We start from the raw sequence: 14,213 nt of genomic DNA, 5'->3' as shown, positions 1-14,213 counted from the left end.
AGCGGCGCGGTCACTTGAGCCTGCTGGAGGCCAGGATCGACACCAGGTGCAGCACGGTCTGGAGGATCGCGATGCCCGCCAGTACGGCGACGCCGAGCCGGGAGAAGTACAGGTCGCCCCGGACCTGGTCCACCACGGCCAGCGCCAGGATCAGCAGCGACGCCTCGATGCCCAGGACCAGTCGGTGGAACTTCAGCGCGGCGGCGGCCTTGCGGGCCAGCGCCATGCCGGACGAGCGCGGCGTGGCCGCCGCGTCCTTGACCACCGGCAGGCCGCCCTGGTGGCGGGCGACGCCGACCAGGTCGGTCTCGGCCTTGATCAGGATCGCGCCGAGCGCGGCGAGGGTGCCGAGGAAGGCCCACAGCCAGTCGATCCGGCCGCCGCCCCACAGGTCGGCGGCGCGCAGGCCGAAGCCGACGAGGACGGCGGCGTCGCACAGGTAGGCGCCGACCCGGTCCAGGTAGACCCCGGAGAGCGAGAACTGCTTCTTCCAGCGGGCGACCTCGCCGTCGACGCAGTCGAGCAGCAGGTAGCCCTGGACCATGACCACGCCGAGGACGGCGCCCCAGACGCCCGGCAGCAGCAGCGCCGGGAGGGCCAGGACACCGGAGAGGGTCATCACGTAGGTCAGCTGGTTGGGCGTGACCTTGGTGGTGACCAGGAGGCGGGTGATGCGCAGGGAGATCTCGCGCATGTAGAGGCGCCCGCCCCAGTGCTCACCGCTGACCCGGTCCTTGACGCCCGCCGGGTGCACGACGGGCCGGAGTTCAGCTACGGATGGTCTCTGCATAGTCGGCGTAAGCGTCCCTGATCTCGGCGGCGGACAGGTTGAGGTGCTCCAGGATGGTGAAGCGTCCCGGGCGGGTCTGGGGTGCGTACTCCACGGCGGCGACGAACTCGTCCACGCTGAACCCCATCTCCTCGGGCAGCACGGGCAGGCCGTGGCGGCGCAGCACCTCGGCGAAGAGGCCGGACTGCTCGGTGGCCCCGCGCAGGTGCATCGCGAAGGCCGCGCCGATGCCGACCTGCTCGCCGTGGAGCGCGGAGCGTCCGGGATAGAGCAGGTCGAAGGCGTGGCAGATCTCGTGGCAGGCGCCGGAGGCCGGGCGGGAGTCCCCGCTGATCGACATGGCGATGCCGGTGAGGACGAGCGACTCGGCGAGCACGGTGAGGAACTCGTCGTCGCCGCAGGTGCCGGGGTGGCGCAGTACGGCTTCGCCCGCGGTACGGGCCATGGCCGCGGCCAGGCCGTCGACGGGCTCGCCGGTGAGGCGGTGCGACAGCTCCCAGTCGGCGATGGCCGAGATGTTGGACAGCGCGTCGCCGATCCCGGAGCGGACGAACCGCACCGGGGCGTCGCGGACCACGTCCAGGTCGATGACCAGGGCGATCGGCGTGGGGACTCCGTAGGAGCCGCGGCCGTTGTCGTTGTCCAGGGTGGCGACGGGAGAGCAGATGCCGTCGTGCGAGAGGTTGGTGGCGACGGCCACCATGGGCAGGCCGACCCGCGCCGCGGCGTACTTCGCCACGTCGATGATCTTGCCACCGCCCAGGCCCACGACGGCGTCGTAGCGGCGTCCCTTTATGTCGTCGGCCAGCTTGACGGCGGAATCGATGGTGCCGTCGACGACCGGGTACCAGTCGGCGTGCGGCAGGACCGGCTCCAGCTTGGCGCGCAGGCCGACGCCGGAGCCGCCGCTGATCGCGATCGCCAGCTTGCCGGACGCGGAGATCCGCTGGTCGGCCAGGAGGCCGGCCAGGTCGTCCATGGCGCCCCGGCTGATGTCGACGACGACCGGCGAGGGGATGAGCCGCGTCAGTACAGGCATGCGATCGTCCGGCCCTTGGCGAGGTCGTCGTGGTTGTCGATCTCGACCCACTTGACGTCACCGATGGGGGCCACGTCGATCGTGAAACCGTCGTTGACGAGCTGCTGGTAGCCGTCCTCGTAGTAGAGGTCGGGGTCGCGCTCGAAGGTGGTCTTCAGCGCCTCGGCCAGCGCCTCGGCGGCCTCCGGCTCGATGAGGGTGACGCCGATGTACTCGCCGGTCGCGGTGGCGGGCTCCATCAGCTTGGTGATCCGCTGGACGCCCTTCTCACCGTCGACGATCACCTTCATCTCCTCGTCGGCCAGCTGCTTGACCGTGTCGAGGGCGAGGATGATCTTCTGGCCCTGGCCGCGCGCGGCGAGCAGGGTCTTCTCCACGGAGACCGGGTGCACGGTGTCGCCGTTGGCGAGGATGACGCCCTGCTTCAGGACCTCACGGGCGCACCACAGGGAGTAGGCGTTGTTCCACTCCTCGGCCTTGTCGTTGTCGATCAGCGTGATCTTGACGCCGTACTTGGCTTCCAGGGCCTCGCGGCGCGCGTAGACGGCTTCCTTGCGGTAGCCGACGACGATGGCGACCTCGGTGAGGCCGACCTCGGCGAAGTTGCCGAGGGTCAGGTCGAGGACGGTGATGCTCTCCTCGTCGCCTTCGGGGCCGACGGGCACGAGGGCCTTGGGAAGGGTGTCGGTGTAGGGACGCAGGCGGCGTCCGGCACCGGCCGCGAGGACAAGGCCGATCATGCTGGTTCTCCTTCGTCATGTACGGCGGGTGCTCCCGAGGAGACCCAGAACCGGATGCTCTCCACGAGCACCACGAGTGCCACGAACACGGCCAGGGCCGTGAGCGCGACGGGGAAGTCCGTGGCGCGCTCCGCCAGGACGGCGGCCAGGACCACGGTCAGCAGGACCCGGCCCTCGTGGCCGCCCGTCGTCCGCACCAGCCAGTGCGGGGGCGCGCCGGTGCCGCCGCGGATGCGGTACACCGTGTCGTAGTGATGGTAGGCGACCGCCGCGATCAGGCCGAATGCCGCCGGAAGGGCTCCGGGGACGTCCGCCTTGGCGGCGAGCGCGAGGACGGTCACGTACTCGGCGAACCGGAAGAGCGGCGGGATCAGCCAGTCGAGGGCGCCCTTGAGGGGGTAGGAGACCGCCGCGCCCGCGAAGAGGACGTAGCCCACGGCGGTCGTGATCAGCCAGGGATCGCCGAAGTCCCGGGTGACGGCCCCTCCGGCCATCACCACCGAAGCGCCCAGGGCCAGCCACAGCGAGGCCCGCGTGGGCCTCCGCCCGGCGATCCGGCGGGTGTCGCTCCAGGCGCGCACTCCCGAGTCGGCGAGGTCGGCGAGGGCCTCGGCGGCCCGGTCCGTCCGCTTCGCCTTGCGGGTCAGGGAGCGCAGCACCCGGCCCGCGGTGGTGTAGAGCGCGCCGAAGGCGCAGCCGACGAGCAGCGCGTAGAAGACAACCCGCGGGGTGGTGAGCGCGGTCAGGACCGCGATCATCGCCCAGCGCTCGCCGATCGGCAGGATGATCATCCGGCGGACCCAGACCGTCCAGCCGACGCTGTCGAGCTTGTCGGACAGGGCCGCGGTGGGGCTCGTATTCGCGGTGGCGTCGTGGTTGGCCTCGTTGAAGGCGAAGTCCACGACGTGCCGGCAGGTCATGAGGATCATCGAGCCGAGTGCGAGGGCCCACACGTCGTCCCCGTGGCGGGCCGCGCCGAGGGCCAGGCCCGCGTAGAAGGCGTACTCCTTCGCACGGTCGAAGGTGGCGTCGAGCCAGGCGCCCAGCGTCGAGTACTGGAGCGAGTAGCGGGCGAGCTGCCCGTCCGTGCAGTCCAGGACGAAGGAGACGAGGAGGAGCACGCCCGCGGCCACGTAGCCCCAGCGGTCGCCGGTCGCCGCGCAGCCCGCCGCGATGAGCGCGGTGATCAGCGAGGCGGTGGTGACCTGGTTCGGGGTCAGTCCGCGGCGCGCGCACCAGCGCGCGATGTAGCGCGAGTAGGGGCTGATGAAGAAGGTGGTGAAGAACCCGTCGCGGGACTTCACGGCGGTGCGCAGGCGCACGGCCTCGTCGTCGACGGCGGCCACGGCGGCCTCGGCGGCACGGCGCTCGTCGCCCCGGGCGGGGACGGCCGCGACGAGGCTGCCCAGCTCGGGCTGGTGGACGGGGGTGCCGACGGCCTCCACGGCCGCGGCGAGCCGGTCGGCATAGGGGCCGGGGCCCGTGCCCCGCCCGTCCTCGGCCGCGACGGCGCGGGTGAGCGCGGCGCGGGCGGCGGGCTGGACGGCGAGCGCGCCCGGCACCGCGCAGGCGTCGAAGCGCGGATCGGTCAGGGCCAGGCGCAGGGCGTGCAGGTGCCCGACGAATTCACTGTCGACGATCGCGACCCGCTGGTCGGCGGGTACGGCGGCCAGCGCGGCGGCGGTGTGTCCCGGAGCGGCGGCGGACTCGACGTCGAAGCCGAGCGACCTCAGCTCGTCCGCGAGCGCTGAGCCGGGGACCGGCTGGCCGGTGAGGATGGCGGTCGGCAGACGAACTCACTCCTTGCGACGTACACACGGGACGGCCGCCAGGTGGGGCGGCGGCACGTCGGCAGAGGCTATCGGATGAACGGAAGCGGGGGTTCACCACCCGTTCACGGCCCGACAATCCGATGATTACCGGGCGCGCGGGCCCGTTCGGATCATCATTGACGATCGTGCCACGCCCGCCAAACCGCCCGGCCCGAGACCCCCGCCGACGTGACCGCCGTGCGCGCCGTCAACCTGGCGGCCTTCGGGACCCCCTTGGAGGCGGACCTCGTCGACGCGCTGCGCGACGACGCCATGACGGCTCTAGTGCTGGACGATTCCGTCCCTGTACCTATGGGAACGATCACGTATCCGGCTCCCTCCGGCACCTGAGGCGTCCGGCCGGTCCGGCCCCGCACCGGGCCGCCCCGCCGCATACCACGTGCCGGGGGGCGGCCCGGCGCAGATCACCGAAGTGGGGACAAGCCGCATTTGTGCGGCAGACTGAACGCCGAAGTCCGAAGCGAAGGATGGGTATGCCGACCACACCAGCCACCGCCGCGAACAGCGCGTCCACGGGCACCGGCACTCAAGAACCGATCATGCTCGAACTGGTCGACGAGTCCGGTCATACCATCGGCACCGCTGAGAAGCTCTCCGCACATCAGGCGCCCGGCCTGCTGCACCGGGCCTTTTCCGTGTTCCTCTTCGACGGGCAGGGCCGGCTGCTGCTCCAGCAGCGGGCACTGGGCAAGTACCACTCCCCCGGCGTCTGGTCGAACACGTGCTGCGGGCACCCCTACCCCGGGGAGTCCCCGTTCGCCGCGGCCGCCCGGCGCACCCACGAGGAGCTGGGCGTCTCGCCCTCGCTGCTCGCGGAGGCGGGAACCGTGCGCTACAACCACCCGGACCCCGCGTCGGGGCTGGTCGAGCAGGAGTACAACCACCTGTTCGTGGGACTCGCGCAGGCGCGGCTGCGCCCGGACCCGGAAGAGGTCGGTGACACCGCCTTCGTCACCGCCGACGAGCTGGTCAAGCGCCACGCCGAGGTGCCGTTCTCGGCCTGGTTCATGACCGTGCTGGACGCGGCGCGTCCGGCGATCCGCGAGCTGACCGGCGAAGCCGCGGGCTGGTAGTCCCGGCCGTACGCCGCCCCGCTCACCGTCGCCGCTCAGCCCGCGGCGGTGAGCGGGCCCGTGGCGGTGAGCGGCAGGGCCGCCCAGATGACCTTGCCGCCGGTCGAGGTGTGCTCGACGTCGCAGACCCCGCCCGCCTCCCGGGTGATCTCCCGCACCAGCAGCAGGCCGCGGCCGCCCGTCTGGCCGAAATCCGCCTCCAGCGCCTTGGGCCGGTAGGGGTGGTTGTCCTCGACCGCCACCCGCACCCAGGCGCGGCCGATCGCGACCTCCACCGCCACCTCCGGCGAGAGCAGGGCCGCGTGCCGCACCGAGTTGGTGACCAGCTCGGAGACGATCAGCAGCAGCGAGTAGACCAGGTCCTGATCGGCCGGTACGCCCTGCCGCCCGAGCAGGTCACGGACCGCCCGGCGCGCCTGCGGAACGGATTCTTCCAGCGAGGGCGCGGTGAACCGCCACACACCTTCGTAGGCGAGGGGACCGGCCGGGTCGTCCGGCGCGCTCCCCCCGGCTGGCGGGACACTCCCGCTGACGTCCATCTTCCGGCCCCCGTCTTCACGCTCGATCGTCTCCACGCGTCAAGAGTGGGGACCGGGCTGGTCCGGACCGGACCACTGACCATAAGTCAGCGTGATTCGGACACTTTTTGACCGGCGACGTATGACGGCGTCAGTTGTGCGACTGTTCCTGATCCCCCGCGGCATGCTTATCGGCCGCCTCCCGTGCAGTGGCCGCCGCTCCCGGGTCCGCCGCCCGCGCCGCCGCCGGCTCGTCGTCCCTGACCAGACCCAGGATCCGGCGCGCGCCCATGCCGAGCGCCACCAGACTCAGCCCGTCGAACAGCAGGGCGAGCGAGAAGAAGGTTCCGATCACGTACTGACTGCTGCCCGGCCAGCTCCACAGCACCAGCATGCCGAGCAGCACCCCGAAGGCACCCTGGACCAGGGTCAGGACGAAGTTCGCGCCGCGCACCACCAGGGCGCCCGCCAGCCGGAACACCCCGCCGGTCAGGAAGAGCAGCGCGGCGAACATGGTGAGCGCCTCGGCGCTCGCCTCGGGGCGGCGCAGGATCACGAAACCGGCGGCGAGGTTGATCGCGGCGACGATGACGGCGAGCCAGAAGTAATTGCTCTTGCGGGCCTGCACCGCCTGGAGCAGACCGACCAGGCCGCCGACCAGCAGCAGCCAGCCGAAGAGGAACATCGAGGTCAGCGTCGCGACCCCGGTGTAGATGAGGCCGACCAGCCCGGCCACGACGAGGATCACCCCGAGCAGGGCCAGCAGTCCGAAGCCCCGGCTCAGCTTCTCCTTGCCCTGCTTCTCCCGTCCGTTCTCGTCGATGCGGCGTGCGCGGTCTGCGGCCATGGACGTGCCTCCTCGTCGGGCACCCCCCGGCTCCCCCGGACTCCCTTGATCATAGGATCGGCGGCCCGGGATAGCATCCGGCGCATGGACGCGCAGCTACTGACCACCGTCGCCGACGGGGTCGCCACGGTCGTCATCTCGCACCCCGCCAAGCGCAACGCCATGACCGCCGACATGTGGCGCGCGGTCCCGGAACTGCTGACGGGCCTCGCGGCCGATCCCGCGGTACGGGCGCTGGTGCTGACCGGGGCCGGGGCCACCTTCTGCGCCGGGGCGGACATCTCCTCGCTGCGGGAGTCGACGGCGGGGTCCGGGGACGATCCGCAGAGCCTGGCCGTGCGGGCCGAGGAAGCGCTCGCCGCCTTCCCGAAGCCGACCCTGGCCGCGATCCGCGGGTTCTGCGTGGGCGGTGGCAGCCAGCTGGCCGCCGCCTGCGATCTGCGGTTCGCCGAGGAGGGCGCGTCCTTCGGGGTGACCCCGGCCAAGCTCGGCATCGTCTACCCGGCCTCCTCGACCCGGCGGCTGGCCGCCCTGGTGGGCCCCGCGACCGCCAAGTACCTCTTGTTCTCCGGCGAGTTGATCGACGCGGAGCGGGCGCTGCGGACCGGGCTGCTGGACGAGCTGCTGCCCGTCGGTCAACTGGACAAGCGGGTCGCGGAGTTCACCCGGATCCTGGCCGGGCGCTCGCAGCTCACCCAGGCCGCGGCGAAGGAGTTCGCGAACGGGCGGACGGACCGGGACGCGTACTGGACGGAGCAGGCGCGCGGCAGCGGCGACACCGCCGAGGGGGTCGCCGCCTTCCTGGAGCGCCGCACGCCCGCCTTCACCTGGACGGTGGACGGGACCGCCGGATCAGGTGCGGCTACTTCATGATGAAGCGGCTCTTCTCCCGCCACTCCGCCACGACGTCGGCGGGCGCCTTCTCCGGTGAGCCCGCGTCGTAGGGCGGCTGCGGGTCGTACTCGGTCAGCAGCTGGATGGACTGGGCCAGCCGGTCCCCGCCGATCCGGCCGAGCAGGGTCAGGCCCATGTCGATGCCGGAGGACACCCCGGCCGCCGTCACGTACTTCCCGTCCGTGACGACCCGCTCTCCGGTGGGCTCGACCCCGTACGCCGGGAGCTGGTCCAGGGCCAGCCAGTGACTGGTGGCGCGGCGGCCCCGGAGCAGTCCGGCGGCGGCCAGCAGCAGCGAGCCGGTGCACACCGAGGTGGTCCACCGGGTGGTGGCGTCGACGGCGCGCAGCCAGTCGAGCAGGACCTCGTTCTCCATCTGGTCGCTCTGCCCCGGACCGCCGGGCACCAGCAGGATGTCCGGGGCGGTCACCTCGGCGAAGGAGCGGTCGGCGATGAGCGTGAGCTGGCCGGAGTCGTTGCGGACGGGCCCGGGGCGCTCCGCGACGAAGACGGTCTCGGCGCCGGGCAGCCGGCCGAGGGTGTCGAAGGGGCCGATCGCGTCGAGGGCGGTGAAGCGGTCGAAGAGCAGGATGGCGATCTGCATGTGGTGTGTGTCCTTCCGTGAACGGTGGTCAGTGGGCGCCGAAGCGGCGCCGGTATTCGGCGGGCGGCTGGCCCAGGGTCTTGACGAAGGCGCGCCGCAGCGCCTCCGGGGTGCCGTAGCCGCAGGCCCGGGCGATCTGGGCGACGCCTTCGGAGGTGTCCTCCAGCAGCCGCCGGGCGTGCTCGACCCGTACGCGCTCCACGTAGCGGCCGGGGGTCGTCCCGGTCTCCGCGTGGAAGGCGCGGGCGAAGTGCCGCGGCGAGAGCCGGGCGCGGGCGGCGAGGGCCTCGACGGTCAGGTCCGCGCCGGGGTGCCCGGTGATCCAGTGCTGGACCTCGCGCAGCGGTTCGCGCTGGGCGCTCTGGGCCGCGAGCAGTGCGCTGAACTGGGCCTGGTTGCCCGGTCTGCGCAGGTAGACCACCAGATGGCGGGCGATCTCCAGGGCCAGGGCCCGGCCGTGGTCCTCCTCCACCAGGGCCAGCGCGAGGTCGATGCCCGCGGTCACTCCGGCCGAGGTGGCCACGTACCCGTCCCGGACGTAGATCGGCTCGGGCTCCACCCGCACCTCGGGGTAGTCCCGGGCCATCTGCTCGCAGGCGTTCCAGTGGCAGGTGGCACGGCGGCCGTCCAGCAGCCCCGCCTCGGCGAGCAGCAGCGCGCCCGTACAGACGGCCACGAGCCGGCCCGGGCGGGTCCCGTGCGCGCGCAGCCAGTCGGTGAGCCGGGGCTCGAAGTCCCCCCGGTACTGGCCGCCCGGCACCAGCACGGTGGTGTCCGGGCCCGGCGCGGCGCCCTCCAGGGGGCCGTCCGGGACCAGGGTCAGCCCGCTGCCGGTCCGCACGGGCGCGCCGCCCGGGGAGACCGTGCGGATGCGGTAGCCGCTCCGGCCGGGGAAGCGGCCCACTCCGGCGAAGACCTCCACGGGACCGGTGACGTCCAGGCTCTGGACGCCGTCGTAGAGGAGGACCAGCACGTCACGGCGGGCTTCGGGGGGCATGGATCCATCGTCTTGCGCCCCGTCGGCGTCCGCAATGCCGGGCTCCCCACCTTTCCTGCCATCGAGATTCGGGCGGGCCTGGGGCGGCCGATAGGATCGGCGGATCATGACTGCAACCCTCGTCGCCAAGGAACTCGCCGCCGGGCACGGCGCGCGCTCGCTCTTCACCGGTCTCGACCTGGTCGTCGCCCCCGGTGACGTCATCGGTCTCGTCGGCGTCAACGGCGCCGGGAAGTCGACGCTGCTGCGCCTGCTGGCCGGTCTGGACACGCCGGAGACCGGTGAGCTGCGGCTCTCCCCGCCCACCGCCAGCGTCGGCCACCTGCCGCAGGAGCCGGACCGCCGCCCGGGCGAGTCGATCAGGGAGTTCCTGGCCCGCCGGACCGGGGTGGCCGCCGCGCAGGCGGAGCTGGACGCGGCCACGCAGGGCCTGGTGGACGGGGTCGCGGGCGCGGACGACGCGTACGCGAGCGCCCTGGACCGCTGGCTGGACCTCGGCGGGGCGGACCTGGACGAGCGGGCCCAGGAGGTCGCCGACGACCTCGGCCTCGCCGTCGGCCTCGACCTGCCGATGACCGCGCTCTCCGGCGGCCAGGCCGCCCGTGCGGGCCTCGCCTCGCTGCTGCTGTCGCGCTACGACGTCTTCCTGCTCGACGAGCCGACCAACGACCTCGACCTGGAGGGGCTGGAGCGGCTGGAGGCCTTCGTGAAGGGGCTGCGCGCGGGCACGGTGGTGATCAGCCACGACCGCGAGTTCCTGGCCCGGACGGTCACCAAGGTCCTCGAACTCGACCTGGCGCAGCAGGAGGTCAACCTCTACGGCGGCGGGTACGACGCCTACCTGGAGGAGCGCGAGCGGGCCCGGACGCACGCCCGCGAGGAGTTCGACGAGTACGCCGACAAGCGCTCGGCCCTCGAAGGGCGCGCGCAGATGCAGCGCGGCTGGATGGACAAGGGCGTCAAGAACGCCCGGCGCAAGGCCACCGACAACGACAAGATCGGCAAGAAGTTCCGCAGCGAGGCCAGCGAGAAGCAGGCCTCGAAGGCGCGCCAGACGCAGCGCGCGATCGAGCGCCTCGAAGTGGTCGACGAGCCGCGCAAGGAGTGGGAGCTGCGCATGGAGATCGCGGCGGCCCCGCGCTCCGGCTCGGTGGTCGCGACCCTGCGCGAAGCGACCGTGAAGCGCGGGGAGTTCACCTTCGGCCCGGCCAGCCTCCAGCTGGACTGGGCGGACCGGGTGGCGATCACCGGGGCCAACGGCGCCGGAAAGTCCACGCTGCTCGCGGTGCTGCTCGGGCGGCTCGCGCCGGACTCCGGTTCGGCGACGCTCGGTTCGGGCGTGCTGGTGGGCGAAGTGGACCAGGCGCGCGGGCTGTTCCTCGGTGACGAGCCGCTGCTGGAGGCCTTCTGCGCGGCGGTGCCCGACACCGAGCCCGCGGAAGTCCGCACCCTGCTCGCGAAGTTCGGCCTGAAGGCGGCCCACGTGCTGCGTCCGGCGGGCACGCTGTCGCCGGGCGAGCGGACCCGGGCCGCGCTGGCCCTGCTCCAGGGCCGCGGGGTGAACCTGCTGGTGCTGGACGAGCCGACCAACCACCTCGACCTCCCGGCGATCGAGCAGCTGGAGTCCGCGCTGGAGGCGTACGAGGGCACGCTGCTGCTGGTCACGCACGACCGGCGGATGCTGGAGGCGGTCCAGGTGACCCGCCACCTCCGCGTGGCCTCCGGCCGGGTCACGGAGGAATAGCCGGGCCCGCCCCGCCCCCGGCCTGGCAGCCACCTCGCCCTCCCCGGCCACCGCTGGTAGCTGCCCGGCGGGCCGATGTTCGCCTCCGGCGGCGCCTCAAACGCCGGCGGGGCTGGATTTGGCGCCCAGCGCCGCGAACCTCCAGCCTCACCCCTGGCCCGGCGGCCGCCTCACCCTCCCAAGCCACCGCTGGGAGGGACCCCGGCAGGCAGGGGTCGCCTCCGGCGGCGCCTCAAACGCCGGCGGGGCTGGATCTGGCGCCCCGTGCCTTGAACGCCGACCGCCCATCAGGGCGCGGGCCGCAAACCCCGGCTTCGCCGCCGCCCAAGGCGCCGCGCCGAAAACCCCCGCCCCGCGAAATTCAGCCTCGCCGGCGTTTGAGGCGCCGCCGGAGGCATCCCAGCCCCACCGGCGATTGAGGTGCCAGCGGCGACGACATCAGCCCTGCAGGGACCTGAGGCGTCCTCGGGAGGCCGGGGCTCTGCCCCGGGTCACGGGCGGGGCGGGGCGGGCGGAATCAGCGCGGGTCCGCCGGGGCCGTTCGCTTGCGGGCCAGGCGGCCGGCCACCAGGGTGCGCGGGAGGTGCCGGACGGCCACGGCGTAGGCCTTGTAGTGGCGCCCGGTGATGCTCAGCGGGCGGCGCCGGGCCAGGTCGCGCAGGGCCTGGGCCACCACGGCCTCCGGCTCCAGCCAGACCGCGCCGGAGAGCTTGCTGACGTCCATGCCCGCCCGTTCCTGGAACTCGGTCCGGGTGAAGCCCGGCACCACCGCCAGCACCCGGACCCCATACGGCGCCAGGTCCACCCGCAGCGATTCGCTGAAGGCGGTGATCCAGGCCTTGGCCGCGCCGTAGGTGCCGGTGGGCAGCAGCCCGGCGACCGAGGACACGTTCAGCACGGCCCCGCGCCGCCGCTCCCGCAGCCCCGGGACCAGCGCGTGGGTCAGCCGCAGCGGCACCTTGACCAGCAGGTCGAGCATCCGCTCCTCGTCCTCGACCGGGCTGTACGGGAAGGGCGCCGGGAGCCCGAAGCCCGCGTTGTTGACCAGGATGTCCACGGGCCGGGCGGGGTCGGCGAGCCGCTCCTCGACGGCGGCGCACTGCGTGGCGTCCAGCAGGTCGGCGGGCAGCACCTCGGCGGCCGCGCCGAAGTCCCGGGCCAGCTCCTGCGCGAGGGCGCCGAGGCGGTCCTTGTCTCGGGCGACGAGGACCAGGTCGCAGCCCTTGGCTGCGAAGCCGCGGGCGAAGGCGGCGCCGAGTCCGGCGCTGGCGCCGGTGATCAGAACGGTGGTGCGGCGGCTCACGTTCGGGTGGCTCACGTTCGGGGTCACTTTCACTTTCCGGCGGGTTCGGGGAGTTCGGGGGTGAAGGTCCGCGTCGCGGCGGATCCGTAGGCCTGGGCGACCTCGACGAGGAAGCTCTTCTCGTCCTCCAGGTCGCTGCCCTCGACGGTGCCCGTGGGGCCGTGGACCGAGGAGGGGACGTACAGCGGTTCGGCACCGTCCTGCGGCCGCCCGGCCAGCCCGTCGAGCTTGGCCTGCCGGGCTTCCTTGAGTACGCAGGCCAGCGCGGCCGCGCCGTGCCGCGGGGCGGGCACCCCGGCGTCCGTGACGTGGCTGCGGGCCAGCTCCGGGACGCCCGGGGCGACGTACTCGTTCAGGATCAGGATCGCGTCGCGGGTCTCGATGACCTTGCGGTAGACCAGCAGGTCGCGCGGGACCGGCGGCCACAGCAGCTCCACCACCCGCCCGGCGCGTGGCTTCGTCAGCGCCACGTGCGGCACCGCCTCGACCAGGTCGCGCCACAGCGGCCACAGCCGCCAGGCGGTGGCGATGTCCGCGCCGGTCCGGCGCAGTCCGAACAGCACCGGGACGAGCAGCGCGGCGGCGCGCAGCAGCCCGTGCAGGTTCATCAGCACGGCCAGCCAGGGCATGGCGGCGGTGGCGCCGAAGAGCAGCTTCAGCAGGTAGATGAACCAGAACGCCCCGGCGAGCGCGGTGCCGAGGCCGAACAGCCGCAGTCCGGCGGCCAGCCCGCGGCTCTCGGTGCGCAGGCTGTAGCGCCAGCAGACGTACACGCAGGCGGTGTTGGCGGCGAGGTGCGCGGAGATGAGCACGAGCCAGTAGCCGAGGGAGGGCACCGGGTCGCCGTGCGGCGGGATGGTGTGGGTGCCGTGGCCCGGGGCGGACAGGTCGAGCAGGACCAGCGCGGTCAGCAGGCACACGGTGGTGACGGCGGCGGTCTCGCGCAGCCTGCGGCCCTCGCTGGTGGCCGCGGCGACGAAGTAGAGGACGGCGCCCGCCGAGAAGACCCCGATGAGGTTGCGGACGAGTCCGACGGTGTGCGAGTACACGGGGTCGCGCATCGCGTACGTGACCACATCGGGCAGGTTCAGGGTCATCGCGGCGGCGGCCGTGGCGACGGCGAGCAGCAGTCCGCGCTGCTGCGGGGAGCGGACGGCGGCCGGGGAGCGCAGCAGCACCGCGAGCCACAGGCACACCACGCTGGGCACGGCCAGGGAGTCCCCGAAGGCGGCGATCGGGTCAGCCGCCATGCTGCACCCGCCGGTACCCCATGGCGGACTCCAGGCGTGCCAGGGTCCCGGCGGCCTCGTCGACCGGGGGCAGCCCCGCGCTCGTACGGATCAGGCTGGCCAGCATCTCGGCCTCCTGCTCCTGGCGGGTGGTGTAGTTGGTGCGGCCGAGGATGACCGGGGCGCCGGCGCCGCTCTCCTCGCCGTCCAGCGAGTTGTGGCCGAAGAGGATGTGGCCCAGCTCGTGCAGGACGATGTGTTCACGGTGCAGCGGGGAGGTCTGGGCCTCGTAGAAGACGTAGTCGACGCTCGTGGTGCCCACCCACAGGCCGCACACACCGGATTCGGCGGCTTCCTTGGGGAGCGGGTGCAGCCGGATGGGCCGGCCCCGCTGCTCGGCGATCCGCCCGCACAGGGCGTCGAGGGAAAACGGATGCGGCAAGTCCAAACGTCCGAGAATCGTCTCGCAGCGCTTGCGCAGGCTGAGTTGCCGGTATGGCATGTGCTCCCTCTTCGGACCCTTTCCCGGGCAGCGTCGATAGGCAGGGGCTGATGTGGGCATGACGTCCTGAGGGGGGTCAGGGAAGCCCGCGCGCCGAATGA

The 14,213-nt window shown here is 72.9% G+C and carries 14 protein-coding genes and 2 pseudogenes; 5 read left to right on the top strand and 11 right to left on the bottom strand.

From position 1 onward, the window contains the following. Positions 1-10: 10 nt before the first annotated feature. The 4 genes from OHS33_RS30395 to OHS33_RS30380 are packed head-to-tail and all read right to left on the bottom strand — an operon-like array spanning position 11 to position 4,359. Complete coding sequence (locus tag OHS33_RS30395) at positions 11-790, bottom strand: CDP-alcohol phosphatidyltransferase family protein (RefSeq protein WP_330333607.1); 780 nt, start codon at positions 788-790, stop codon at positions 11-13. Beyond that, positions 768-1,829, bottom strand: coding sequence for an iron-containing alcohol dehydrogenase family protein (locus tag OHS33_RS30390; protein WP_330333606.1), 1,062 nt, complete (start codon positions 1,827-1,829; stop codon positions 768-770). The genes OHS33_RS30395 and OHS33_RS30390 overlap by 23 nt, the downstream gene beginning before the upstream one ends. Next, on the bottom strand, positions 1,817-2,569 hold the full coding sequence (locus OHS33_RS30385; RefSeq protein ID WP_330333605.1) for a phosphocholine cytidylyltransferase family protein: 753 nt from the start codon (positions 2,567-2,569) through the stop codon (positions 1,817-1,819). Before OHS33_RS30385 ends, OHS33_RS30390 begins: the two co-directional genes overlap by 13 nt. After that, positions 2,566-4,359 carry a DUF5941 domain-containing protein gene (locus OHS33_RS30380; RefSeq protein WP_443065478.1) on the bottom strand — a complete coding sequence of 598 codons (1,794 nt, stop codon included), beginning with the start codon at positions 4,357-4,359 and terminating at the stop codon, positions 2,566-2,568. The genes OHS33_RS30385 and OHS33_RS30380 overlap by 4 nt, the downstream gene beginning before the upstream one ends. 210 nt (positions 4,360-4,569) lie before the next feature. On the opposite strand from OHS33_RS30380, the pseudogene OHS33_RS30370 reads away from it, so the two are divergent. The 3 genes and pseudogenes from OHS33_RS30370 to idi all read left to right on the top strand — a co-directional run. Next, positions 4,570-4,650 (top strand): annotated as a pseudogene (locus tag OHS33_RS30370) (GNAT family N-acetyltransferase); the annotation flags it as partial. Continuing rightward, positions 4,645-4,731: pseudogene (locus tag OHS33_RS39875) on the top strand (GNAT family N-acetyltransferase); the annotation flags it as partial. The pseudogenes OHS33_RS30370 and OHS33_RS39875, both read left to right, overlap by 6 nt. Before the next feature lie 143 nt (positions 4,732-4,874). Beyond that, positions 4,875-5,474 (top strand): isopentenyl-diphosphate Delta-isomerase, encoded by a 600-nt coding sequence (gene idi / locus OHS33_RS30365; RefSeq protein WP_330333602.1) that lies wholly within the window; start codon positions 4,875-4,877, stop codon positions 5,472-5,474. 35 nt (positions 5,475-5,509) lie between these two features. On the opposite strand, the gene OHS33_RS30360 is transcribed toward idi, so the two are convergent. Continuing rightward, positions 5,510-6,049 (bottom strand): ATP-binding protein, encoded by a 540-nt coding sequence (locus OHS33_RS30360; RefSeq protein ID WP_330333601.1) that lies wholly within the window; start codon positions 6,047-6,049, stop codon positions 5,510-5,512. A 94-nt stretch (positions 6,050-6,143) separates the two neighbouring features. Beyond that, the gene (locus tag OHS33_RS30355; protein ID WP_330333600.1) at positions 6,144-6,839 is read right to left on the bottom strand and encodes an HdeD family acid-resistance protein; all 696 of its coding nucleotides are present in this window, start codon (positions 6,837-6,839) and stop codon (positions 6,144-6,146) included. An 84-nt stretch (positions 6,840-6,923) separates the two neighbouring features. On the opposite strand from OHS33_RS30355, the gene OHS33_RS30350 reads away from it, so the two are divergent. After that, positions 6,924-7,712 carry an enoyl-CoA hydratase/isomerase family protein gene (locus tag OHS33_RS30350; RefSeq protein WP_330333599.1) on the top strand — a complete coding sequence of 263 codons (789 nt, stop codon included), beginning with the start codon at positions 6,924-6,926 and terminating at the stop codon, positions 7,710-7,712. On the opposite strand, the gene OHS33_RS30345 is transcribed toward OHS33_RS30350, so the two are convergent. Continuing rightward, the gene (locus OHS33_RS30345; RefSeq protein WP_330333598.1) at positions 7,702-8,337 is read right to left on the bottom strand and encodes a DJ-1/PfpI family protein; all 636 of its coding nucleotides are present in this window, start codon (positions 8,335-8,337) and stop codon (positions 7,702-7,704) included. The genes OHS33_RS30350 and OHS33_RS30345 overlap by 11 nt on opposite strands. 28 nt (positions 8,338-8,365) lie before the next feature. Then, complete coding sequence (locus OHS33_RS30340; protein ID WP_330333597.1) at positions 8,366-9,334, bottom strand: GlxA family transcriptional regulator; 969 nt, start codon at positions 9,332-9,334, stop codon at positions 8,366-8,368. A gap of 106 nt (positions 9,335-9,440) precedes the next feature. Between OHS33_RS30340 and OHS33_RS30335 the strand changes: the two genes are divergently transcribed. Continuing rightward, positions 9,441-11,078, top strand: a complete 1,638-nt coding sequence (locus tag OHS33_RS30335) for an ABC-F family ATP-binding cassette domain-containing protein (protein ID WP_330333596.1) — start codon at positions 9,441-9,443, stop codon at positions 11,076-11,078. Between the two features lie 517 nt (positions 11,079-11,595). Here the strand turns inward: OHS33_RS30335 and OHS33_RS30330 are convergent. Genes OHS33_RS30330 through OHS33_RS30320 form a run of 3 tightly spaced genes read right to left on the bottom strand, consistent with a single transcriptional unit; the run spans position 11,596 to position 14,052 of the window. Next, positions 11,596-12,408 carry an SDR family NAD(P)-dependent oxidoreductase gene (locus OHS33_RS30330; RefSeq protein ID WP_330333595.1) on the bottom strand — a complete coding sequence of 271 codons (813 nt, stop codon included), beginning with the start codon at positions 12,406-12,408 and terminating at the stop codon, positions 11,596-11,598. 2 nt (positions 12,409-12,410) lie between these two features. Continuing rightward, positions 12,411-13,631: an MAB_1171c family putative transporter gene (locus OHS33_RS30325; protein WP_330333594.1), complete on the bottom strand. Its 1,221-nt coding sequence runs from the start codon at positions 13,629-13,631 to the stop codon at positions 12,411-12,413. Then, a complete protein-coding gene (locus OHS33_RS30320) occupies positions 13,621-14,052 on the bottom strand; it encodes a hypothetical protein (RefSeq protein WP_330333593.1) in 432 nt (143 codons plus the stop codon). The genes OHS33_RS30325 and OHS33_RS30320 overlap by 11 nt, the downstream gene beginning before the upstream one ends. Positions 14,053-14,213 lie beyond the last annotated feature (161 nt).

Origin of the sequence: Streptomyces sp. NBC_00536, assembly GCF_036346295.1 — a bacterium.
In the GTDB taxonomy this organism is placed as follows: domain Bacteria; phylum Actinomycetota; class Actinomycetes; order Streptomycetales; family Streptomycetaceae; genus Streptomyces.
Note: the sequence above shows the minus strand (reverse complement) of the source record. Positions and strands in the feature narration are given on the sequence as shown.